This window comes from Acinetobacter sp. YH12120 (genome assembly GCF_013418795.1).
Taxonomy (GTDB): domain Bacteria; phylum Pseudomonadota; class Gammaproteobacteria; order Pseudomonadales; family Moraxellaceae; genus Acinetobacter; species Acinetobacter towneri.
Window position 1 is genome coordinate 244,201 of record NZ_VPBI01000004.1, and the last position, 22,107, is coordinate 266,307.

Genomic DNA, 22,107 nt, shown 5'->3' on the forward strand with positions numbered 1-22,107 from the left:
CGCAGCCAGCATCCTCTTATAAGAAAGCGACAAACAAATGTATTAAACCAGCAATAAAACCAGTTACACCACCCAAGACAATTAAAATCCACTCATCTTCCTGAAAGGCAGGACGCAAGAGATTCTGGAATTCTTTTGGCGTCAGTTCACGAATACGATCTCTGAACATTTGATAAATTTTCTGTGCACGGCTCGCATTAAAGGCAGGGTCGCATACAGGCACCATCGTAATTTCAATCGAACGATCAATCAAGTCAGTCTTGAGTTTGGCATACTCTTTTGGCCCCAAAGACAACTGTAAAGAGGTACGAACCAATGGTGTTTCCATAATTTCGTTGATGTGGCGTTTGACAATACGGCGGGTTTTGTCTTTTTTACTGCCATACATCATTTCAGTCATAATCGATTTTAACGTAATCAGATCTTCTGTGACTACCGTTGCAAACACATCCGAGACTTCTTCTTGGCGTTTCATGAACGCACCCTGAATATTATAAGTCCCAATGCGTGGAATCACTGGCTTAATCCATGGAAATTGACGATTTTCAGTCAATTTAAAGAACTGCGGATATTTCACGTAATGTGGTTCGACTGGGTTAAATACCATCCAAATCGCAATCCAGTTGGTCAAGAAGCCCCAAATTGCCGCCCAAAATGGAACCGTCCAGTGCCATGGTACAAGAAACCAAACAATCATTTGGAAAATACCAAAGAACATCCCAATCAATGCACTGATATGCCAAATAAAGTTAATTTCTTTTTGACCGACTTTTAGGAACATACGCACCATTAAGCGGCGATCACCTTCCATTTGGCTGACCACCATTTCACGCATATCCACCAAGGATTCAACATTCAAGGTCAGTTCAGTCACCAATTCACGCAGCACACCTGGCAATTGTTTATGCGCCTGTGCGTAAATACGGCGTTTAATCGAATACGGTAGGTTTTCCCAAAGCACAGCATTGCGGTCTAACATGACCTCATCAATTAAGTGCTCAAGTTCAAAACCCACTTGCTCACCAATAATACGCGCCATATCGTCAGGGTCCATAGCATTGAGAAACTCACGCAATGAACCTAATTTTGACAATGTGTTATCGGTAATGATGCCTGAAATACGCCCTGCTTTACGCGGTACAATCCCCTGCCATCCCACAGGAATAGGCCCAAGGTGAAAGCCCCAAAAGCTAATTGGATAGAACACCATTTTTAGTGCCATCCACACGTGCGCCCAAGTCACAAAAGCAGTCACAGGAATAATACTGAGCACGGCCCAAAAATCTGGACGATTCAAAAAGGTTTGCCACAACTGATTGACGTACTCAAGCATGCATTTTTTCCATATTTAGTTCTAATTACAAGATTCTAAAGTAGTTAAAAGTCACTATTCTGACTACAAACCCATACTGAGCGTATAGGAAAATTGTAGTCTAGGCTCAGTTTCCGCAATCACTCGCCCTTGTCGATCTTCCAATTTTTCACCTGCGCCAATGCCAACACTAAAGCTACTGATGCGTTCAGGGCTCAGTAATACATAAGCCAGATCAATGCCTGCACCTAAACGCGCTTTTTCTTCACCATCCACCCATTTAGATTCTAGGTGTCCTGCGTAAGCGCCAATATAATAACCATTTTTGTCTTTACCTGTGAGGTGGTATGGGTAACGAAAACCTGTTTGCCCACCGACTTCATGGTCACCATTTAAAAAAGCCCCCGCTTTTAGATAGGCAATGCCATAAGGATTGACCCATTCACCATTCAAATGCAGTAATTTTTGGGTAATACCCGCCCCTACATTCCAGGTTTTTGCGCTATCTGCGCTAATTTTTGCTTCAGGTAAAAAAGTAGTGTTCCCAGCAAAGCTAAAACTTGAAAAGGCAAGTAATGCCACGAAAGAATAGACTTTTGTCATTATTGTCACCAGTGTTCATTTGTTTTAATTTTAAAAACAGTCCTGTTTTCGTGTTTTGACTCTAGCAGAATTGTCAGGATTCTTATATACAGCAAATTACAATTTTGATGTCGCTAAAGTCAAAAATTAAGATTGCGCCCATCTTCTAGGTTAAATCGGGCAATTCAGTCAAACATGGTTACTCAAAATTGCCAATAGATGCGTTAGAATAGTCCAAATTCGTTCTCCCTCATTTTTGTTAAGCCAATTTTTGTATGAAACAACACTATCCGTTAAAAAATGCTCAGCAAGAGAAGCGTATTTTTCGCAATCGCATCTTTTTTTCGGTGGGTGTTGTGGTTTTTTTCTTGCTGCTGTTGGTGGCTCGTTATGCCTTTTTACAAATTAGCGGCTACGATGAATTTGCGACTGCATCAGATAAAAACCGAATTCGGCTACAACCACTCGCACCTGCACGTGGTTATATTTATGACCGCAATGGTGTGTTATTGGCAGATAACTACCCTGTGTTCTCAGCCACTTTAAGCCGTGCAGATGTTGAAGATATTGACGATACCATTGCGCGACTGACACCTGTTTTACAACTGACAGAAGAAGATATCGATCGCTTTAAAAGTCGGATTAAAACTTCACGTAAAACTGAACGTGTATCGATCAAGCTGAATTTAAATGAATCGGATATTGCCCGTTTTAGTGAAGTTAAATTTCAATTCCCTGGGGTCAATATTGAAACCCAGATGACACGTTACTATCCGCATGGTGACTTATTTGCGCACGTGATTGGTTATGTCGGGCGCATTAACGACAAAGAACTGAAAGAAATTGACAAAGATGCTTATGCAGGCACCAACTTGATTGGCAAAATTGGGGTGGAGAAATCGTATGAGCACTTGCTACATGGCGTACCCGGCAACGAATCTGTAGAAGCCGATGCACATGGTAATGTGCTGCGCAATTTAGGACGTAAAGACCCTGTACGTGGCAATGATTTGTTTTTGTCATTGGATTATGGCTTGCAAGTGGTCGCCTCTGAACAACTGGCAGAACGCCGTGGTGCAATTGTGGCACTTGACCCACGTACAGGTGAAATTTTAGCTTTAGTCTCCAGTCCGAGTTTTAACCCTAACTTATTTGTCACAGGTATTAGCCATACCGACTACTCTGCCTTACGCGATAATTTAGATCAACCACTCTATAACCGTGCAGTACAAGGTGTTTATCCACCGGGTTCTACCATTAAGCCGATGTTTGGTTTAGGCGGTATTCATTATGGCTATGTCGACTGGAAAACCGCCATTCAGGATTATGGTTATTTCACTTTACCAGGCGACAGCCACCGTTTCCGTGACCATAAAAAAACTGGGCATGGCATTGTCGATATGCACAAAGCTCAAGTCGTGTCGTGTGATACCTACTTCTATGTATTGTCGTATCGCATGGGCATTGAAAAAATGAACGACTGGATGCGTCAATTTGGCTTTAGTGAAAAAACTGGGGTCGATTTACCAAGTGAAAGCACAGGACTCTACCCAAACCCGGACTGGAAAATGCGTACGCGCAAAGCCAAATGGATGAAAGGTGAAACAATTTCCGTCAGTATTGGTCAGGGTGCATTTACCTCGACACCATTGCAATTAGCAATGGCCACCGCCATCACCGCCAACAAAGGATTTAAAGTCACACCGCACGTGTTACGTGAAAGTCGTGGTGCGAAACCATTTAAAGTTCACAATGGTACCAACGGAAAAATTGACTTTAACGGCACAGAAGAAGACTGGATTAAAATGCGTGATGCCATGGTTGATGTGATTCAATCAGGTACAGGTAAAGGGATTAAAGGCGGCTTGCAATATTCAGTTGCAGGTAAAACAGGTACAGCACAGGTTAAAAGTATTGCGCAAGGTAAACGCTATAACGAAGCCTTATTGACCGACCGTCAGCTTGACCACGGTTTATTTGTTGGCTTCGCTCCTGCCGAAAACCCTGAAATCGCAATTGCCATCATTCTAGAAAATGGTCGCGGTGGTTCTGCAGCAACGGCTTTGGCGCGTCCAATTTTAGACTATTGGTTACTGAATAAAAATAAAAAGCCAATTCGTCCATCTGCCGCACAAGTGAGTGGTGGCTTAATGACTGCAGGTTTAAAACCAAGTGAATTGCCAAGTGGTGAAGTCCCTTCATCTACTGCACCAAATACGAATAACGTGAATAATCCGAATACAGCAACCAATCACCCTGCGCTCAACCCAAATCCTTCGCAAACTACTCCGAGTTCAGCTCCAACCAATCCACCTGCAACTGCGCCAACAGCAGTTGTACCCACTAACCCAATTGAGAGCGACTAAGCCATGAAAAATCAACTACGCATTATTGGTGGAGAATGGAAACGTCGTCAGTTGGCTTTTGCTTCAATTGAGGGATTACGCCCTACGCCCGACCGAGTGCGCGAAACCTTATTCAACTGGTTAATGTGGGATGTGCAAAACGCCAAAGTGTTAGACCTCTGTTCAGGTTCGGGCGCTTTAGCTTTTGAAGCCCTGTCTCGCGGTGCGGCACACGTGGTCATGATTGAGCCAAACCGTACACAAGCACAGTTTTTACAGCAAAATTTAGAATTATTACGCGTCAATAAAAGCAAAGCACAATTAAAAGTTTCTACCGCACAACATGCTTTGGCGACACTAAAAGATCAGTTTGATTTGGTATTTTTAGACCCGCCTTATAGTTTAGATTTATGGGAAGAATTGGCAGGGTTGGCTGATCCACTCATTGCGGCACAAGGTCTGATTTATGTTGAAGCAGATCGTGATTTAAACCTGTTAAAATTACCGCAGACTTGGCAAAAAGTTAAAGAGAGCAAAGCGGGAACTGTACGTGCGGGCTTATACCAAAAGATTGTTGTTTAAATTTTCTCCTTAAAAGATACGCGGTAATTTTATGACTATCGACACTTTTCAAGAGTCATTTATTAATGTAATATTATAACATTACATATTGTAGTGTTTATCTTCATGAAAGTTCGTTCATCTTTAAAAAGTGCAAAATCGCGTGCCGATTGTCAAATTGTGAAACGTCGTGGCAAATTATTTGTGATTTGCAAATCCAATCCACGTTTTAAAGCAAGACAGGGATAATCCCCTGTCTTTTAGTTTTGATAGATTATTACACTGAAATAGTGTGCTTATTCTGAATAGTAACGTGTATCGACACTAAAACTTTCAGGAAATTTTGCTTGAACCTGCGCATAAAATGCCATGATTTCAGCCATATCTTTTTCAAAATCACCGGTTGGATGCACAATTTTTCCCACACCCGTTTTCTTTTTTGCGTAATCCATATACGCCAAAGCAATTGGCACACCTGCATTTAACGCAACATGATAAAAACCTGTTTTCCATTGTTCTTGACGCGCACGTGTGGCTTCAGGCGTCACCAACATCACCAATTTAGGATGGTTTTTAAATAAGTCCGTCATGAGCTGAACCATACTAGGTCGTGCTTCGCCTGGTGCTTTCGGACGACGGTCTATACCAATACCTCCCATCGCACGGACAAATGGCCCAAACGGCAATTTCATATAGCTGTCTTTAATGGTCAAGCGAACATTAACGCCCAAAGCTTTAAGCCCTAAGCGTGCATATAAGGCATCCCAATTACTGGTATGCGGTGCAGCAATCATCACATATTGGTCTAATTCCAACGGACAATGATTGTCGATTTCCCAACCCATTAAATTTAAGCTTCGCTCAGCTAACTTTTCAAACACAACCGCATACCCCAAATAAAGTGTGCGAATTTTAGCAAGCATCGACAAATACAAAAGTCTAAAACGACGAATAAATAAACAAATACTTTATAAATGTATAAAAATTTCCTGCACTCATCTTATTTTTGTCATTCCATGCAAAATCATACTGTTTTTGCGCTTATTCATTGCTAGATTCAAGCAAGTTTAAAATGGTAAATATATAAATTTACGCACAGTTTGCTGAGTTTTTTACGGTCTAATCCGATGTAATCCTTGAAGTGAAACTTAAAACTTTAAAACATCGGGCTTGTTATGATTTGCTACAAATCTTCATTAAAAATAAGGCAAATTGGCTTTTCAGATACAAGGTGAAAGTTTAAGGTGGCAGCAAGACAAGTTTGAAGTTTAGAACATTTATGCTGAATCGTTATCCGATTGCACTCAGTACACTTAGCTTATTTTTAGTAGCTTGCGGATCAACTGATCCAAGCAGGGAATATCAATCCGCTTTGCCTTCTGAGCCACAAATTACGCCCAAAACTGAAGTTCAAAATTCAGCAACTTCATGGACAGGACAAGCTACAGGTAACTTTAGAGCCTTATTGCCTTGTGACAACTGTGAACAGCATGTGATTCATTTACGCCTGAATGATGATCAAACCTTTCAACTCAGCGACATTAAACGCTCGAAACAGCGCCAGCGCGAAAACCAAGTGGCGGGAACGATTCAAGCTGCTCAGGGCAACAATCAGCAAGACAAACAGAACCAACACCCATCGCAAAACACGGCAAATGAATGGTTGCTCAATACAGAAAATGGGCAAGCCTATGCACGTATTCAACTCACAGCGCACGGTCTTAAATTCAGTTTATACAATCAGAAAAAGACACAAAATCAGCAGAAAAATGAAACTCAGGTTTTCTTACATCCTGTAGAAAATATGCAAGTCAGTAATGCCCTGAAGCATGTCGATATTCAGGCTGAACACGTACAAAATGTTGAGGTCAAAGAATTAAACGACCCTGTGATGGCACACGATTATTTTCTGGCAATTCACAATCAATCTGATCAAGCATTACAATTACATGCCAATGACTTGGTTTTGGTCGATCAGCAATATCAAGAATATGCAGCCGTAGTCGATCCGCATTTTTTAGAACCAATTCCTGCACAACAAAAACAATGGATTAAGGTGTCTTTCCATTACCCTGCTTCTGTACAGGCAGATGTGATCAAAATTAAATAGGTTACAGCTGCTGCATTTCATAAATGAAGGAACATCAATTTAAGGATGTTTCAAAGTTCTTTGACTATTTTAAATAGCCATAAAAAAAACCCTGCATCAGCAGGGTTTTCTTTTAAACCATCAAGCGATTACGCGTTGAATTGGTTCATTGTGTTTTTAGCTTCGTCCGCTGCTTTAAGCGCGTTGTCACCAGAGAAAATTTCTTTGTGATCGTCACCGATGTCAGAACCAGCCATTGCTTGGTGTTTAACACAAGCGATACCACCGCGGATTTCTTTACGTTGTACGCCAGCAACATAAGCCAACATACCTTCAGAACCGAAGTAACCTTGAGCAAGCTCGTGAGTAGAAAGAGCAGCTGTGTGGTAAGTAGGCAGAGTGATCAAGTGGTGGAACACGCCTGCTTCACGAGAAGCGTCTGCTTGGAATGTACGTACTTTTTCGTCAGCTTCAGCAGCCAATTCAGAATCGTCGTACTCAGCGCTCATTAATTTAGCGCGGTCGTATGCAGATACGTCTTTACCTTCAGCAACCCAACGGTCGTACGCTTGTTGACGGAAGTTCAGTGTCCAGTTGAATGATGGAGAGTTGTTGTAAACAAGTTTCGCATTTGGCACAACTTCACGTACACGGTTAACCATGTGAGCGATTTCTTCTACGTTTGGAGTCGCAGTTTCGATCCAAAGAAGGTCAGCACCGTTTTGTAAGCTAGTTACACAGTCAAGTACAACGCGGTCAATTTGAGTGCCTTCACGGAACTGGTACAAGCCAGAAGCTAAACGCTTAGGACGGTGTAATTTACCATCACGCTTGATTAGGATTTCGTCTTCTTTCGCTTCAGAGATGTCAATTTCTTGAGTGTCTAAGTAGCTGATGTATTGAGAAGCGATGTCGCCTGGCTCTTTAACTACTGGGATTTTTTGAGTTAAGTCAGCGCCTTCAGAGTCAGTACGTGCAACGATGATACCGTCGTCAAGACCCATTTCTAAGAACGCATAACGTAACGCGTGGATTTTAGCGATGAAGTCTTCGTGTGGAACAGTTACTTTACCAGCTTGGTGACCACATTGTTTCGCGTCAGAAACTTGGTTTTCGATTTGAAGTGCACATGCACCCGCTTCGATCATTTTCTTAGCTAATAAGTAAGTTGCTTCTTCGTTACCGAAACCAGCGTCGATGTCCGCAATGATTGGCACAACGTGAGTTTCAAAGTTGTCGATTTGAGCAGTGATTTCAGCAGCTTTAGCAGTATCACCAGCGTCTTGTGCTTTTTTAAGTGCGCGGAACAAATCGTTTAATTCTTTTGCGTCAGCTTGACGTAAGAATGTGTAGATTTCTTCGATCAATGCAGGAACAGAAGTTTTTTCGTGCATAGATTGGTCAGGAAGTGGACCGAATTCTGAACGAAGTGCAGCAACCATCCAACCAGAAAGGTAGATATAACGGCGTTCAGTAGTACCGAAGTATTTTTTGTTCGCAATCATTTTTTGTTGCGCAACAAAACCGTGCCAGCAACCTAAAGATTGAGTGTATTTGCTTGAATCAGCATCATAAGCAGCCATATCACGACGCATAATCGCAGCTGTATATTTAGCAATATCTAAACCAGTTTTGAAACGGTTTTGCATTTGCATACGCGCAGCATCTTCAGGACTGATGTCTGCCCAAGTGTTGCCGAATTTTGCTTTTAATTCGCGGATTGCATCAATCGCTGTTTGGTATGTAGTCATGATATTGTACCCTGTAATATTATTTAGGATTTATCAATCGAAGGCTAAATCGCGCTTATGCTTGATTGCTCAGATTTAGAGCACTTCGTTACGATGAATACAGAGTAGAGTGACTGAATGAATTAATCCAATATTCTCGTGTAATTCTCGGTATTTTTTAAAAAAATGTATAGATCAAAGTCTTAATTCACAAAAACAATAAAAACACAACATATTGATTTTAAAAACCTTATTTAGAAAATCAATCAAATATCTTTGCTTACAAATTCATCTCTGTGCCGATATTTTCTGCATTAGACTTAAGTCTTGCATTTCATAAAAAATGCTTGCATTGGCGATTTCTGCCATTTTTTAGCAAAATTTTGCTGCTTTTCAGCGCAATGTAAGTGCATAAGTTTCATACAAAATAGAATCTGCTATCAGTTCTGCCAATGCTTTTAAGTGTTTTTGCATTTAAGATTAAAAAGTATAGATGCAGTACTAGGCAACCTACATTTCTTTAGGAAATAATGATGGGGCTGGCTGTTTTTATTCAGATTTTTTGCTGTTTATCTCGTCGATTTTTTCATCATAATTTATACACAAGCCTTACGGCTTATGGCATAATTCCAATAATTTAGTGATTTTATTTTCGGTATTTATTTTATGAATCTGGAGCGGGTTGATCTTAATCTATTAATTTATCTTGACGTCTTACTTCGTGAAAAAAATGTAACCCGTGCTGCAGAACAATTGGGCGTTACCCAACCTGCGATGAGTAACATTTTACGTCGTTTGCGCAATTTATTTAATGATCCCCTGCTAATTCGTTCTTCTGAAGGCATGACGCCAACTGAACGTGCCTTAGAATTACAACCGCGTATCCGCGATGCCTTATCTGACCTTTCTATGATTTTGGAGCCGCGTACTGAGTTCCGCCCTTATACTTCAAATCGTGTATTTCGGATTATGACCTCCGATTACGCAGAAGCCACATTAGTCCCACGCTTGGTTAAAGCTTTACGCTCTGAAGCACCTAATGTGGTATTAGACTTTTTAACCCCGAGTGATGTGTCTTATCGCGACATGGAACAAGGTAAAGTCGATTTGGCGATTAACCGTTTTAATGAAATTCCACAAAGTTTCCATCAGGTTTTAGTTTGGCGTGATAGTTTTTCTTGCCTGCTCAATCACAAACACCCTGCTGCCAATAACCTGAATTTAAAAAGCTACTTAGATGCACAACATATTTGGGTTTCTAAAACAGGTATGGGCGTTGGTTTTGGTGTGAATCCAGAGAAACAAGCGGGACTGGGTTGGATTGATCAAGCTTTAGAGCGTATTGGACAAAAACGTAAAATTTCGGTGTTTACCCGTCATTATCAAATGCCTGCACTACTCGCGTCTAATGTAGATTTAGTCGCAACCTTACCTACACGTATTGCGCGCTTACAAGCCAAAAGCCAAAGCTTACTGATTAAAGACCCACCATTTTATATTCCAGAATTTGAATTAAAGATGGCATGGTGTCCGTTGTTACATCATCACCCTGCACACCGTTGGTTACGCCAATTGATTTTATATGTAGCGCGCCAAATGATTGAAGAAGAAAACCGTGAGTTTTTACTGAATAACTCTCAATTTTCAGCCTATTAATTAAAAATTCACTGAACTTATTGGCACAAACGCTTATACTCAGATGAGGAATATTTCGATATTCCTCATTGTTTAATCATGATTTAATAAAGATTCAAATTGTTATATTTAAAATAATATAATCCACAGGTGGATTCGTGAGCCTCTTCCAGAATATTGTTATTATCCTCATCCTCATTGTCGGAGCTGGTTTTTTATCGCTGACTGAAATTGCGTTGGCTGGTGCACGTAAAGTTAAACTGAAAATTCTAGCCGAATCAGGCGATGAACGTGCCCAAAAAGTTTTAGACCTACAAGAAAACTCAGCTGATTTTTTTGCTGCCTCACAAATTGGCTTAAACGCAGTTGCCATTTTAGGTGGTATTTTAGGTGAAGGCGCATTCCGTCCTTATTTTTACAACTTAGTTGTTCGCTTCTATCAAGGACCATGGGCTGAAACGCTTAGTTTTGCCTTGTCATTTACCTTAGTGACTTCGCTGTTTATTTTATTTGCCGACCTAATGCCTAAGCGTTTGGCAATGATCGCCCCTGAAAAAATTGCGGTATCGGTGATTAATCCGATTCAAATTTTTATTCGGATATGCAAGCCTTTGGCATGGATGATTAATGCGATTGCCAACGTGCTGTTCCGTTTATTTAAAGTAAATACCACGCGCGAAGACAATATTACATTTGATGATATTTCTGCAGTCATGGATGCAGGCGCTCAAGCAGGTGTTTTACAAAAGCAGGAACATCACTTTATTGAAAACGTGTTTGAACTTGAAGAACGTAACGTGCCTTCGAGTATGACTACACGTGAAAATGTGGTGTTTTTTACCCTAAAGGAATCTGAAGCCAGTATTCGTCAAAAACTTGCAGAATATCCTTATTCCAAATTTTTGGTCTGTAGCGAAAATATTGATGATGTTATTGGCTATGTCGATGCCAAAGATATTCTGGTCAGAATCCTCAATAATCAATCTTTACTGCAACTGAATGAAAGCACCATCCGCAATGTATTGACCATTCCAGATACACTCACGCTGTCTGAAGTCTTAGATCGTTTCCGCTCGACCAAAGAAAAATTTGCCGTGGTGATTAATGAATATGCTTTGGTTGTGGGCGTGATTACCCTGTCTGATATTATGATTACTGTGATGGGCGATTGGGTAACACCTATTGAAGAAGATCAGCAAATCATTAAACGTGATAACAATTCTTGGCTGATTGATGGCAGTACACCAATTGAAGACATTAAACACGCGCTGCAAATTGATGAAATGCCAGATGATGAAAATTATGAAACCATTGCAGGTTTTATGATGTATAAGCTACGTAAAATCCCGCGTCCTGCCGACTCTGTACTTTTTGATGGTTATAAATTTGAAGTGGTCGACGTCGATCATTTTAAAATTGACCAACTTTTAGTGACACGAATTGTAGAAACGCAGGAAATACAAAACAACACTGAAGCAGATGGATAGTGAGATTCCTTGTATTCGTTCAGCCTGATTGCATCTACATTTTCTCGCATTCACAAAAAAGCACCACATCAAAATGAAGTGGTGCTTTTTTAAATCTGAACTGATACTTCTGAAATTTAGCTGAATATCTATTTAATATTTGCTGATCAATTCATCTAATACCGCTTGATAGTGAATCGCAATATCTTCAGCTAGAATTTTATAGACATTGTCGAATTGCACCATCGGCCAGCCCTCTTTCCAGAAAGGAAAAATGTTGTGCAAATCATGCGTCACCACAGCATCTTCACGCACAATCGCTTGTGCAACCTGAGCCAATACTTGTGCAGTTTCTGTGCCATCAATGGCTAAATAATCAATGCCACGTGCTTTTAAAATACGTACACGGTCTTTTTTATAACGGATTTTTTTCATTTGCGCTTCGTTTAACTGCAAAGCCAAACTTACTGCTTCTACAAATTTGCTTTCGAATGACTGATTCAATGCCACCAACGCTGCTTTATGCGCTTCCTGACGACCTGCTTTCCCACCATTACGGATAATTTCTTTTGCCTCTGTGTCTAGCTCATCACTTTTCATAGACTGCAAAATGTCGAGTATTTCGATATCACTTAATGATTCAGGAGATTGGTCAATCATGTACTGCCCTTGGACAAAAAATAGCAAAACGCTATTTTCGCACAATTTAGCTAAAAGCTCGACACATTCCGAAGCAATTGTTCACACAAGGCAGTGCTGCACCTATTACAGTGCAGCAGTTTAAAATTGATCTTTCAGCTTTGATCGTCCTTGTTTATTTTAAATTTCTTATTGTTCCCTTAGTTTTTCTCCTGAATTTTACCGTCTATTTAAAACCCGTTATTTCAAATGAATAATCCAATAAATAACAGGTTTAACTTTTCAACTCACTTGTACTTTTTAGTAAAAAATAATTAACAGGTTGCTCTTTACACTTAATACAAGTTTTCGCGTTTATCATGATCGAGGCGGTCAATATAGCGTTCTAAATGTAGCATCGCATGATACATTTTATTTAAGTTCCGAACATTGATTTGCTGACGAACAATATTTTTGTGTAACCGTTTTAATGCACGTAGACTGTGTTTTGGCGTATATGCAGATAAAATTTTCATAAGCCTGCTCTCTCTATCAAATTATTTTACATGAACCATTTTGTTATCTTGAGAATGAATTCAATGAATATAAAGATAAGCTCTATTATTGACAGGGTGTGTCCTACACCTCCTTAATATTTGACTATTTGGAAAAATTTTATTGTGTTAAATTGTAGTTTAAAGGAATATTTATGTAATTATGATTAAAATAATTGCTAAAAAAGATTCAAAAAATCTTTGTTAAAATCTTCTATAAAAATATGCATAAAAAACTGACACTCGGTCAGTTTTTTATGCGGGCTGATTTTAAATTTTGAGTCTTTAAATCACTTCCACCACTACTTTGCCCACATGCTCACCTGTATCCATTTCGGCATGTGCTTGTTGAATTTGATCAAACTGGAAAGTTTTATAAATCATTGGCAGACATTCGCCTTTTGCTAACAATGGCCAAACAATCTCTTGCAAGCCTTTGGTAATTTCAGCTTTTTCTGCAGTATTGCGGGCGCGCATGGTCGAACCCGTAATGGTAAGACGCTTCATCATAATTTGACCAAGTTTTACTTCTTTGGCTTTTGCACCACCTAAGAATGCGATATACACCAAGCGACCATCACGACGTAATAAGTTTAAATTACGTTCCAAATACGGCGCACCAACAATATCTAAAATGACATCGACCCCAGCATTGTCTGTCGCTGCATTAATCACTTGTTCAAAATCTTGTGTCTTGTAATTAATTGCTGTGGTGAGATGTGAAATTGCTTGTACTTTTTCATCTGAACCTACGGTTGCAAAGGTTTTTAAACCTAAGGCATTGCACAGCATTAAAGCAGTTGTACCAATACCACTGGTTCCACCATGAATCAGCGCCGTTTCACCTGCTTTGGCTTTACCCATTTGGAATACATTGGCCCACACAGTAAAAAATGTTTCAGGTATCGCAGCGGCTTGTACAAAACTGACACCTGTTGGAATTGTCAAAGTCTGGCTTTCTGGTACAACACAATATTCTGCATAACCACCACCATTGGTTAAGCCACACACTGCATCACCAACTTTAAATTGGCTAACATCTGCACCCACAGCAACTACTTCACCTGCTACTTCTAAACCTGGCACTGGCGTCACGCCTTTAGGCATAGGATACAGACCCTGACGCTGTAAAATATCAGGACGATTCAAACCAAAAGCATGTACTTTGACCAAAACCTCATTGGCTTGTGGCTCAGGTATTGCAACCGTTTCATAGGCTAATTTTTCTGGGCCACCTGGTTCTGTAATAATAATCTGCTGCATTGTGTTTTGTGTCATGGCAAATCCCTGATTGTTTGATGCTGATATGAATTCTGACTATTTGAACATAAAACAGCAAAGCATTAAAACCCAGATTAACTTAGGTATAATTCTCATGCCGTGGTGTTTCATGCGTGATTAAATTTTTATTTATGATTAAAGAGTATGTGATGTCAGAAATTGTGGAATACAACGAAAATAATTACCGTGAGTTTGAATATGAAACAGGCGTTGCGGTGATTCGTTTTTATGCGACGTGGTGTACGCCTTGTGTTCAAAATGCACCATTTTTTGAGCAGCTTGCCCAACTTTTTGATGCTTCGGTAAAGTTTGGCAAAGTGAATGTCGATCAATCTCCAATTTTAACTTTGCGTTATCAAGTCTTTGGTTTACCGACCACTCTGATTTTTAAAGATGGGCAAATTGTTGAACGACTGTCGGGCAATGTTTCTGTCGTACAACTTCAACAAAAAATTCAGAGCTATCTTTAAGCCATGTAGAGTAGCGTCAACATATTAAGTTTGAATTACTACCTGATCGCGTCCTGCATGTTTGGCTTGATACAAATGCGCATCTGCAGCTTTCATAAAATCATCCACGTGCGTATACGCTTGTGCGCGAGTCATCCACGCTACACCAATACTTAAAGTCACATATTGTTTATGGTCTTCTCGTGCTACATGCTCAAAAGCTGCATCACGCACAGCCTGCAAGACCTTTTGCATGAGTGGTGCAATCGCAGGTTGCGGAATATCGTGCAGTAAAATGGCAAATTCTTCACCCCCATAACGTGCCACAAACGCATTTTTAGGCAAAGTATCTTGTAAAACTTTAACTAGGTTTTGCAGAATTTGATCGCCTTTTAAGTGCCCATAATGATCATTGTATTTTTTAAAATAATCGACATCGAGCATCGCAAAGACCAAAATATGTCGCTTATTTTGCAAGGTTTCAAAATACAAACGCTGAATTTCTTCATTTAATGCACGGCGATTATATGCCCCTGTTAATGCATCGGTTTTAATCTGTATTTCCAGTTTTTCATTCAAAAGACTGAGTTGTTCAGTGCGTTCCTGCACTTTTAAATCTAACGAGCTGTTTAAATGAATCAGTTTTTGGTTCAAGCGTTCAATGCGTAAGTTATGGTAGGCATAATTTCGTGCCTGCTGAAACATGATGAGCAATGCATAAACACTGGTCGAAATAAAAGATAAATGAATGGAATTGACCAGATTCAGCATTAATAAAAAATCATGAATAAATGTGCCACATAGAATAATTACTGCCCAAAAATTAATTTTGGAATAATCCTCTCCTGAACGCAGGGTTTGATAAAATCCATAAGCAAAATTTGCCAAAATCAAAACAAAGAAAAATGAACTATAAAATGCCAATTGCTGAAAAATAGTGGGTTCTGCCCACAGCGTCACCCCAATATTAAAGCTCAATAACAGCATTGCCGCGCTATATACCCAACGATGCAAATAGCGCGAACTGAGCAAAAACATATAACTCAGGAAAAATAAAATCGCTAAAAAACTAAATAAATATTCGAGTCTTATTCCCCAAGACCAACTTAAATTCAGGAAAGTGGTATAGGCATAGGGTGCAGAAAATAAATTGTGTAATGCCAGAAAAACAATAAAAATGCCGAAAATAAAAATACGCTTGGTCTTTCCACCATTTGCAAGACTAAATGCCGAAAACATCAAGGTAAACAAACCAATACCAAGTACTGCCCCACAAATCATGGCAATACTCATCATCAAACGCTGATACTGTTGATTGATGGTGCGACTTAAACCAATTTTCATTGGATTTTTTAAACCACCTTGCAAGCTCTGAAAGCTAGACGCTTGAATGGTCAGGGTAAAATATTCACTTTCAGGAACAAAATATGCAATTCGTGGGGCATTTTCGGTTTGGTAACTACTCGCATCTGCACCGACTGTGCCAACACGCACCAGTGGATCGCCATTTAAAAATACCCGATAGGCGCCATATTGGTTGGGAATCCAAATCGCAATACGTCTGCCTAGAAATTCTTTTGGAATTTTAAAGTGCCCAATAAAAGTGCCGTAAGTATTGGCATTGCCCATTAAATCTTCAAATGAAGCAGGCAATTCAACGGTATTCGATGCCAGTACCGCACTGGGTTCTTGAATCAATTGTTGCGGATAAAACAACCATCGCCCAGTCAAAATACTCGATTGATCTTCAGTAAATTGAACAGAATTGAGCAGTTGTTGATGTAGATAGTAAGATTCAGGTGCAGACTCATACTGCGCCAACACACGCGGTGGTGTGAGTACACTGCACAGTAAAATTAAGAAGAGTAATGCACACTTGTGCCACATCCGAGTGAAATTCAAAAATGCAAAAGTCCTATTGTGCTTGTTTTTTAATCTAATCGTTCTTGCACTAAATTTGAAGTAAAAAATTAAGTCATTTATGCTAGACCTTACTGGCATCGGATGAATGACTTAAATTCTAGCGGTTTGGCTAAGTTGAAAGGTGTTTATTGATCGCGTGTTTTCACATCATACAATTCAATTTCAAAAATCAAATTAGAATTAGCAGGAATGATATTGCCCATTTTGCGCTCACCATAAGCCAAATGCGCAGGTACGATCAGTTTGCGTTTACCACCCACTTTCATCCCCATGATGCCTTGATCCCAGCCTTTAATGACACGACCTGTACCAATCACGGTTTCAAAATAGTTACCACGGTCTAAGGATGAATCAAACTTGGTGCCATCTTCCAACCAGCCTGTGTAATGCGTAGTAATTAAAGCGCCTTTAACCGCTTCTTTCCCCTCACCCACCACCAAATCAATAATTTCTAATTCTGCACTCATGTTCATCTCCAAATATTTACACTTCGATGTTTAAGATAATTTCCAGCTCGTGCAAGTGTTATTGCAACTGTGTCCACTCAATCTGAGCCTGTGCCTGATCGCCAATCAATGTCCATTCGCCATCCATTACATTCAACTGCAATTGCATGGTACGTTCGCATAAAGCTTGAACGGCTTCGGTACTCGCTGGCGATAGTTGCCACACTTCAACATTATTTAAAGTTTTGATTTTACTGTTACGTTTGTACCATTCATCTACCGATGAACCATAAGCAATAATCGCAACTTGCTTACAACGCGAACTGGCTTTTTTGACTTTGTCTTCATCTGGGCAACCGACTTCAATCCACTTAATTAACTGCCCTGTTAAGTCTTTTTCCCACAAAGCAGGCTCATCGGTTTCAAATAAATCTTTGGTAAATTCCAAAGCTTCATCTGCATAACGTGCGAATGCCAAAATACGCACCATCAATCGCTCAATAGTTTCAGAAGGATGCAATGCCATGGTGAGCTGATAGTCACCGTATTGATGCACATCCATATTGGCAATGTTCAAATCTGCCTTATAAATTGTCGCTTTCAGCGCCATTGTCTATTCCTAAAACTATGTTTAAATTTGCCACTAAGCATAATGGATTTTCTGTGATTTTGCTGTATCGTTTGCCCGATAACGTATAGATTTCAGTCTAGAACCGCAGCAGCATCGACCCGATACGCCAATAGTTCAGCCTCAAATTTTTCCCAATCACGCTCGCTTTGATAAATAATTTCCAACCGATTGTCTATGCCTTCATCGGTAGATTGATAATTAAATTGCTGCGGATTGAAGTTGAAACTTTTCCAACCCTGATTGGTATAAAAAATTCCTTTAATACGCAGCCAATCTTGCTGTTCACAGAGTAAATCTAATAAGGGATAAAAGTCGAATTGCCAACGTTTAGGCAATTTCCAACCTGCGACTGCATATCCTTGTGCAGTTTCGACATAGTGATATGGCAATTGTTTGATTTCTGCAGACTCTTGCAGATTTGTAGAGCTGACCTTCTGTTGCAATTTTAGCAACGGCTGAATTTTACGCTGTGTACCGACATACGGTATATCCATTTCGGTCAAAGCCAGATGACCCTGTTCTGCTTTCAACCATTTTTGCGCGTAGGCTTGATATTCCTGTTGTAGTTGTATGAGGGCTTGCTCATCTGCCGCCTGCATTTGGTCTGCATGTGACACCACAATAATTTGTGCAGCTTTGAGCTGATCGGCATACAGGTTTTGCTGCGTCCACGCCTGATCATGCAAACGCGAACCATCTACTACCGTCACCAAGGCGCGCATCGATAAATGCGTATGCCAATGTGGTTCGGTCAGTTGTTCCAAGAGTTGCGCAGGATGCCCCAAACCTGTCGGCTCGATGAATAAACGGTCAGGCTTCGCTTCGGACAATAAACGCGACAAAGCAATTTGCATAGGCAATTGGCTGCTACAACATAAGCAACCGCCCAATAATTCTTTGACTTGATAACCCTGTTGCTGAGGTAAGAGTTGTTGATCGACCCCGATTTGTCCAAATTCATTCATCAGCACCGCCCAAACTTCATGTTCTGGTTTTTGGCTGAGTAACTGTTTCAATAAGGTGGTTTTTCCTGCACCGAGAAAACCAGAAATAATATGCGTCGGGACTGCTTTTTGTGGTGCAATTAATTTCAAAATAAGCTCACTTTATTGAATTTCAAACAACTCAAGCATGCTAAGCAAGTTTAGCGATTAGTTCAATCTGAATCTAAACACACTGAAATTTATTCATTTCAGCACATCTATCACCATCATGATTTGAAAAATTCGCTTACATTTATTACGTGATGATCTGCAACTTATTTGGGGAAATACACGAGTTTTAGCCGCTTGATGTTATGTTTTATTGCCAACCACGCAATTTTATTGCGGAAAACACAGCCATTTTGATTGGATTTGACTGCATATTTAAAACAAAAATTACCAAACTACGACCTATTCATCATCATTGTGCGGTTCAAGTAACCGTCATTGTTTTGCTTTGTTGCAAGCATTGATCCCATAGCTTTGGCTCTTTAGCATGAGTTCCTGTTCAGCCCGTTCAAATCAGGTGATGACTGACTTGAACACTTTAGCCGCAATAAGTTTTTTTACTTAATGCTTGTGCTGAGCACTCCCTACTACTCATGAAAAACTTTAAATAAGGATGCCAAACCATGAAATTGACACAAATTTTACTCGCTTCAACTTTTGCTTTTGCCACTGCAACTACTTTTGCTGCAAAGGCTGAATCGACAGCAACAGAACAGGGAAAAGTGGTTGTTTCAACGCAGGAAACTGTGGCTGAACCAGCTTCAGAACAAGCTGCTGCACAACCTGCATCTGAAGCAAGCACTGAAACCCCTGCTGCATCGACGCAACAGCCTTAAAACTTAGATACATTTAAAAATGTAAATCGAATACAAAAACTGAGTTTTCCGCCACTCTCTCGGTTTACTCAGTTTTTGTTTATCTGCATAACTAATCAATATTGCCTTGGACAAAATTAAAAAATAGGCACAAAAAAACCTGTCTACAATTGCAAACAGGTTTTCAGCTAAATTTGATGAAAACTTAGTTTTGTTCAGTTTTCTTATAAATGCTGCAAGATGGATGATGATTTTCTTGCAAACGTGCAACTTTACGTTGCTCTGCTGCTTCAAAACGGCAACGCTTCCAGTCATTGTCTAATTTCAACGCAGGGATTTGTTTTGGTTTACCATTTTCATCGACTGCAACCATAGTGAAGTAACAGCTGTTGGTATGGCGCACTGTACGCTTTTGAATATTTTGTGCTTCTACACGAATCCCAATTTCCATTGAAGTACGACCCACATGGTTCACACTAGCAAGGAAAGTCACCAATTCACCCACATGAATCGGCTCTTTAAAGTTCACTTTATCAACCGAAAGGGTCACCACATAACTACCAGAATAGCGGCTCGCACATGCATACGCCACTTGGTCTAATAGTTTTAAAATTGTTCCACCATGTACATTCCCTGAGAAATTTGCCATGTCGGGTGTCATTAACACGGTCATGGTTAATTCTGACTGGTCATCTAACACTGGGGCAATTTGATCTAATGGTGACATCGCGTTCTCTAGACTCTTTTAAAGACAGTAAGATATGAGCCTATTATTATATCGCGTTTATAAAAGTTTGAATGTTCATTTCGGCAACAACTGCATCATTATTATTTATATTGTTTATGATAACATTTATTTAAAATTATAAGACTAAAGACTAAGACTCCCAAGCTGTTATTTTTTAATCCATTTCTGATTTTTTAGAATATTTGTTCAAATTGAATATTACGTGAATCCCCCTGATTCAAGTGTTCAAAAAACAAGCTAAAATCTTTTATTCAATGGATTATTCAAGCAAATTTCGGCGAATTTACACGAAAAAAAGTTCAATTTCCCCGTAAATTTTCAAACTTCGCTGCGACATTTAAACCAAGCGCAGCATTTCCTGCGACACATTGCTATAAGTCAAAGTTTGTTCAGTACTCAGTGCAGCTTCAATCACATAAGAACCATCTGGATTAATCATCGTCACTGTAAAAATAACTTGCTCCATAGTAGCAAGTTTCACCTGCTGTCCAATTTCAAAGCCGTGCATGAAGTATCCCCTCGATTTTTTATAAAGTTTTAAAGTCCTGAAGCACAAAAGTTAGGCTGTCTTGGAAGCATGTTCAATTGGTAAACTGCTTAAAAAACGAATTCAGTAAATGCTACATAGAATAAATGGAAACGGTGCGAAAGAACACGCTAAAAAATTGATTTTAAGTCTAAATACCTCATCTCAGTATTTAGATATCTTTATGGTATCTTTATTTTTAAACTATAATATCAAATACTTACAAAGAATGAATCTAAGCAATCTAACATTAAAGTTATTTTTATCAAGCACCTAATTAGACTTAAGTTAAATCTGTTGATTTCATTGAATTGACCTAAATGAAGGATCTGGACAGCTATTTAAACTGTCCATAAAGCCCAAAAGTATTACTCACTTTATAGTCTACAATTCTATGCCCATGCGCATAATGATGCTGTTGATAGACCTGATCAATTTTATTTAATTGCGCTGCGGTTGCTTCTGCACCTGCCAGCATAGTCGCTTCACGCCCTTTTACATCAAAAATATGGGCTTTTTCACGTAAATCGGGTTGAATGACCACATCTGCCAGTTTCAACTCTTCATTGGCCAAATGTTTTTGCATAATATTAATATTTTGGTTAAACAATCCCCACACATTACTGGTTTCAGTATGAATAGGCTGCGCCAAAATATTTACGGCAATCACTATATCTGCCCCTAAATCACGTGCGACTTTGACAGGTACAGGGCTCACCAAACCACCATCGACATATTCATGTTCTGCAATTTTGGTGGGTACAAACATGCTCGGGATAGACACTGACGCACGCACTGCTTGCCCCGTATTACCATAATTAAATACGACTTTTTTGCCTTCTTTTAATTCAGTCGCCACCACGTACATCGGGATTTTAAATTGCTCCAAACGAAGTTGATCGACTTGTGCATTGACGTAATTTTCAACTTTTTTGCCATCAAAAAAGCCTTTTAAATCCAAAGTCACATCCCGTACATCATTGGCTTTCATATTCATAGCAATTTCACGTAATTGCTGCGCATTTTTACCGCTAGCATAAATTGAACCGACAATGCTGCCTGCGCTGCTACCCACAATAAAATCAGGATGAATACCATACTGTTCAAGTACTTCAATCACCCCAATATGTGCATAACCACGTGCGCCACCACTGCCCAAAACCAAGGCGACAACTGGACGTTTTTTTTGTTGTTTTAACTGACGAAAATCAATTTGATTCAGGCGCGACTCTGCTTCAACCACGGGCTGCGACTCACGCAAAGTTTGAGTCGAAAATGGCTTTGTTGCACAAACCTATCTGTAAAGGCTTTTTCAGCGATATAATTTTCAAATGAAGAAGCCTACACACAAAATCTACCGTACAACCAATTGGCCCGCATATAACCGAGCACTCATGAGTCGCG

General features: G+C 39.8%; 21 protein-coding genes and 1 pseudogene. 8 read left to right on the forward strand and 14 right to left on the reverse strand.

What is annotated here, in order from left to right; all coding sequences use genetic code 11:
- Positions 1-16: 16 nt before the first annotated feature.
- Positions 17-1,333: a hypothetical protein gene (locus FTU58_RS04870; RefSeq protein ID WP_167846149.1), complete on the reverse strand. Its 1,317-nt coding sequence runs from the start codon at positions 1,331-1,333 to the stop codon at positions 17-19.
- Between the two features lie 63 nt (positions 1,334-1,396).
- Positions 1,397-1,915 (reverse strand): hypothetical protein, encoded by a 519-nt coding sequence (locus FTU58_RS04875; RefSeq protein ID WP_004970721.1) that lies wholly within the window; start codon positions 1,913-1,915, stop codon positions 1,397-1,399.
- A 254-nt stretch (positions 1,916-2,169) separates the two neighbouring features.
- Here FTU58_RS04875 and mrdA point away from each other — a divergent pair, with 254 nt between their 5' ends.
- From mrdA to ykgO, 3 genes are all read left to right on the forward strand, one after another.
- Positions 2,170-4,260, forward strand: coding sequence for a penicillin-binding protein 2 (gene mrdA, locus FTU58_RS04880; protein WP_096901482.1), 2,091 nt, complete (start codon positions 2,170-2,172; stop codon positions 4,258-4,260).
- Between the two features lie 3 nt (positions 4,261-4,263).
- Positions 4,264-4,821: a 16S rRNA (guanine(966)-N(2))-methyltransferase RsmD gene (gene rsmD / locus FTU58_RS04885; protein WP_004970724.1), complete on the forward strand. Its 558-nt coding sequence runs from the start codon at positions 4,264-4,266 to the stop codon at positions 4,819-4,821.
- Between the two features lie 105 nt (positions 4,822-4,926).
- On the forward strand, positions 4,927-5,049 hold the full coding sequence (gene ykgO / locus FTU58_RS04890; RefSeq protein ID WP_026438469.1) for a type B 50S ribosomal protein L36: 123 nt from the start codon (positions 4,927-4,929) through the stop codon (positions 5,047-5,049).
- Between the two features lie 47 nt (positions 5,050-5,096).
- Here the strand turns inward: ykgO and FTU58_RS04895 are convergent, their stop codons facing one another.
- The gene (locus tag FTU58_RS04895) at positions 5,097-5,723 is read right to left on the reverse strand and encodes a 1-acyl-sn-glycerol-3-phosphate acyltransferase (RefSeq protein WP_104852321.1); all 627 of its coding nucleotides are present in this window, start codon (positions 5,721-5,723) and stop codon (positions 5,097-5,099) included.
- Between the two features lie 356 nt (positions 5,724-6,079).
- Here FTU58_RS04895 and FTU58_RS04900 point away from each other — a divergent pair, with 356 nt between their 5' ends.
- Positions 6,080-6,910 (forward strand): copper resistance protein NlpE N-terminal domain-containing protein, encoded by an 831-nt coding sequence (locus tag FTU58_RS04900; protein ID WP_180062148.1) that lies wholly within the window; start codon positions 6,080-6,082, stop codon positions 6,908-6,910.
- A 128-nt stretch (positions 6,911-7,038) separates the two neighbouring features.
- Here the strand turns inward: FTU58_RS04900 and FTU58_RS04905 are convergent, their stop codons facing one another.
- Positions 7,039-8,640 carry an isocitrate lyase gene (locus FTU58_RS04905; protein WP_004977281.1) on the reverse strand — a complete coding sequence of 534 codons (1,602 nt, stop codon included), beginning with the start codon at positions 8,638-8,640 and terminating at the stop codon, positions 7,039-7,041.
- Positions 8,641-9,285: 645 nt separating this feature from the next.
- Between FTU58_RS04905 and FTU58_RS04910 the strand changes: the two genes are divergently transcribed.
- The gene (locus tag FTU58_RS04910; RefSeq protein WP_004977282.1) at positions 9,286-10,275 is read left to right on the forward strand and encodes a LysR family transcriptional regulator; all 990 of its coding nucleotides are present in this window, start codon (positions 9,286-9,288) and stop codon (positions 10,273-10,275) included.
- A gap of 137 nt (positions 10,276-10,412) precedes the next feature.
- Complete coding sequence (locus FTU58_RS04915; RefSeq protein WP_104852324.1) at positions 10,413-11,741, forward strand: hemolysin family protein; 1,329 nt, start codon at positions 10,413-10,415, stop codon at positions 11,739-11,741.
- A gap of 132 nt (positions 11,742-11,873) precedes the next feature.
- Here FTU58_RS04915 and FTU58_RS04920 read toward each other — a convergent pair whose 3' ends face one another.
- From FTU58_RS04920 to FTU58_RS04930, 3 genes are all read right to left on the reverse strand, one after another.
- A complete protein-coding gene (locus tag FTU58_RS04920; protein ID WP_004977287.1) occupies positions 11,874-12,380 on the reverse strand; it encodes a hypothetical protein in 507 nt (168 codons plus the stop codon).
- Between the two features lie 314 nt (positions 12,381-12,694).
- Positions 12,695-12,874: a hypothetical protein gene (locus tag FTU58_RS04925; RefSeq protein ID WP_096901477.1), complete on the reverse strand. Its 180-nt coding sequence runs from the start codon at positions 12,872-12,874 to the stop codon at positions 12,695-12,697.
- Between the two features lie 303 nt (positions 12,875-13,177).
- Positions 13,178-14,170 carry an NAD(P)H-quinone oxidoreductase gene (locus FTU58_RS04930; RefSeq protein WP_180044388.1) on the reverse strand — a complete coding sequence of 331 codons (993 nt, stop codon included), beginning with the start codon at positions 14,168-14,170 and terminating at the stop codon, positions 13,178-13,180.
- Positions 14,171-14,322: 152 nt separating this feature from the next.
- Here FTU58_RS04930 and FTU58_RS04935 point away from each other — a divergent pair, with 152 nt between their 5' ends.
- Positions 14,323-14,643, forward strand: a complete 321-nt coding sequence (locus tag FTU58_RS04935) for a co-chaperone YbbN (RefSeq protein ID WP_004977299.1) — start codon at positions 14,323-14,325, stop codon at positions 14,641-14,643.
- Between the two features lie 24 nt (positions 14,644-14,667).
- On the opposite strand, the gene FTU58_RS04940 is transcribed toward FTU58_RS04935, so the two are convergent.
- The 4 genes from FTU58_RS04940 to FTU58_RS04955 all read right to left on the reverse strand — a co-directional run bounded on the left by FTU58_RS04940 (position 14,668) and on the right by FTU58_RS04955 (position 18,716).
- Positions 14,668-16,509, reverse strand: coding sequence for a GGDEF domain-containing protein (locus FTU58_RS04940; protein WP_242439129.1), 1,842 nt, complete (start codon positions 16,507-16,509; stop codon positions 14,668-14,670).
- 161 nt (positions 16,510-16,670) lie between these two features.
- Positions 16,671-17,012, reverse strand: coding sequence for an FKBP-type peptidyl-prolyl cis-trans isomerase (locus FTU58_RS04945; RefSeq protein WP_004977304.1), 342 nt, complete (start codon positions 17,010-17,012; stop codon positions 16,671-16,673).
- A gap of 58 nt (positions 17,013-17,070) precedes the next feature.
- Positions 17,071-17,601: a YaeQ family protein gene (locus FTU58_RS04950; RefSeq protein ID WP_004977306.1), complete on the reverse strand. Its 531-nt coding sequence runs from the start codon at positions 17,599-17,601 to the stop codon at positions 17,071-17,073.
- Between the two features lie 92 nt (positions 17,602-17,693).
- Positions 17,694-18,716 (reverse strand): GTP-binding protein, encoded by a 1,023-nt coding sequence (locus tag FTU58_RS04955; protein ID WP_096901474.1) that lies wholly within the window; start codon positions 18,714-18,716, stop codon positions 17,694-17,696.
- A gap of 521 nt (positions 18,717-19,237) precedes the next feature.
- Here FTU58_RS04955 and FTU58_RS04960 point away from each other — a divergent pair.
- Positions 19,238-19,450 (forward strand): hypothetical protein, encoded by a 213-nt coding sequence (locus FTU58_RS04960; protein ID WP_178318177.1) that lies wholly within the window; start codon positions 19,238-19,240, stop codon positions 19,448-19,450.
- A 184-nt stretch (positions 19,451-19,634) separates the two neighbouring features.
- On the opposite strand, the gene FTU58_RS04965 is transcribed toward FTU58_RS04960, so the two are convergent.
- From FTU58_RS04965 to FTU58_RS04975, 3 genes and pseudogenes are all read right to left on the reverse strand, one after another.
- Entirely contained in the window at positions 19,635-20,156 is a 522-nt protein-coding gene (locus tag FTU58_RS04965; RefSeq protein WP_004977311.1) for an acyl-CoA thioesterase, read from the reverse strand.
- A 358-nt stretch (positions 20,157-20,514) separates the two neighbouring features.
- Positions 20,515-20,685: a hypothetical protein gene (locus FTU58_RS04970; protein ID WP_004977313.1), complete on the reverse strand. Its 171-nt coding sequence runs from the start codon at positions 20,683-20,685 to the stop codon at positions 20,515-20,517.
- Positions 20,686-21,040: 355 nt separating this feature from the next.
- Positions 21,041-21,940: pseudogene (locus FTU58_RS04975) on the reverse strand (patatin-like phospholipase family protein); the annotation flags it as partial.
- Between the last annotated feature and the right edge of the window lie 167 nt (positions 21,941-22,107).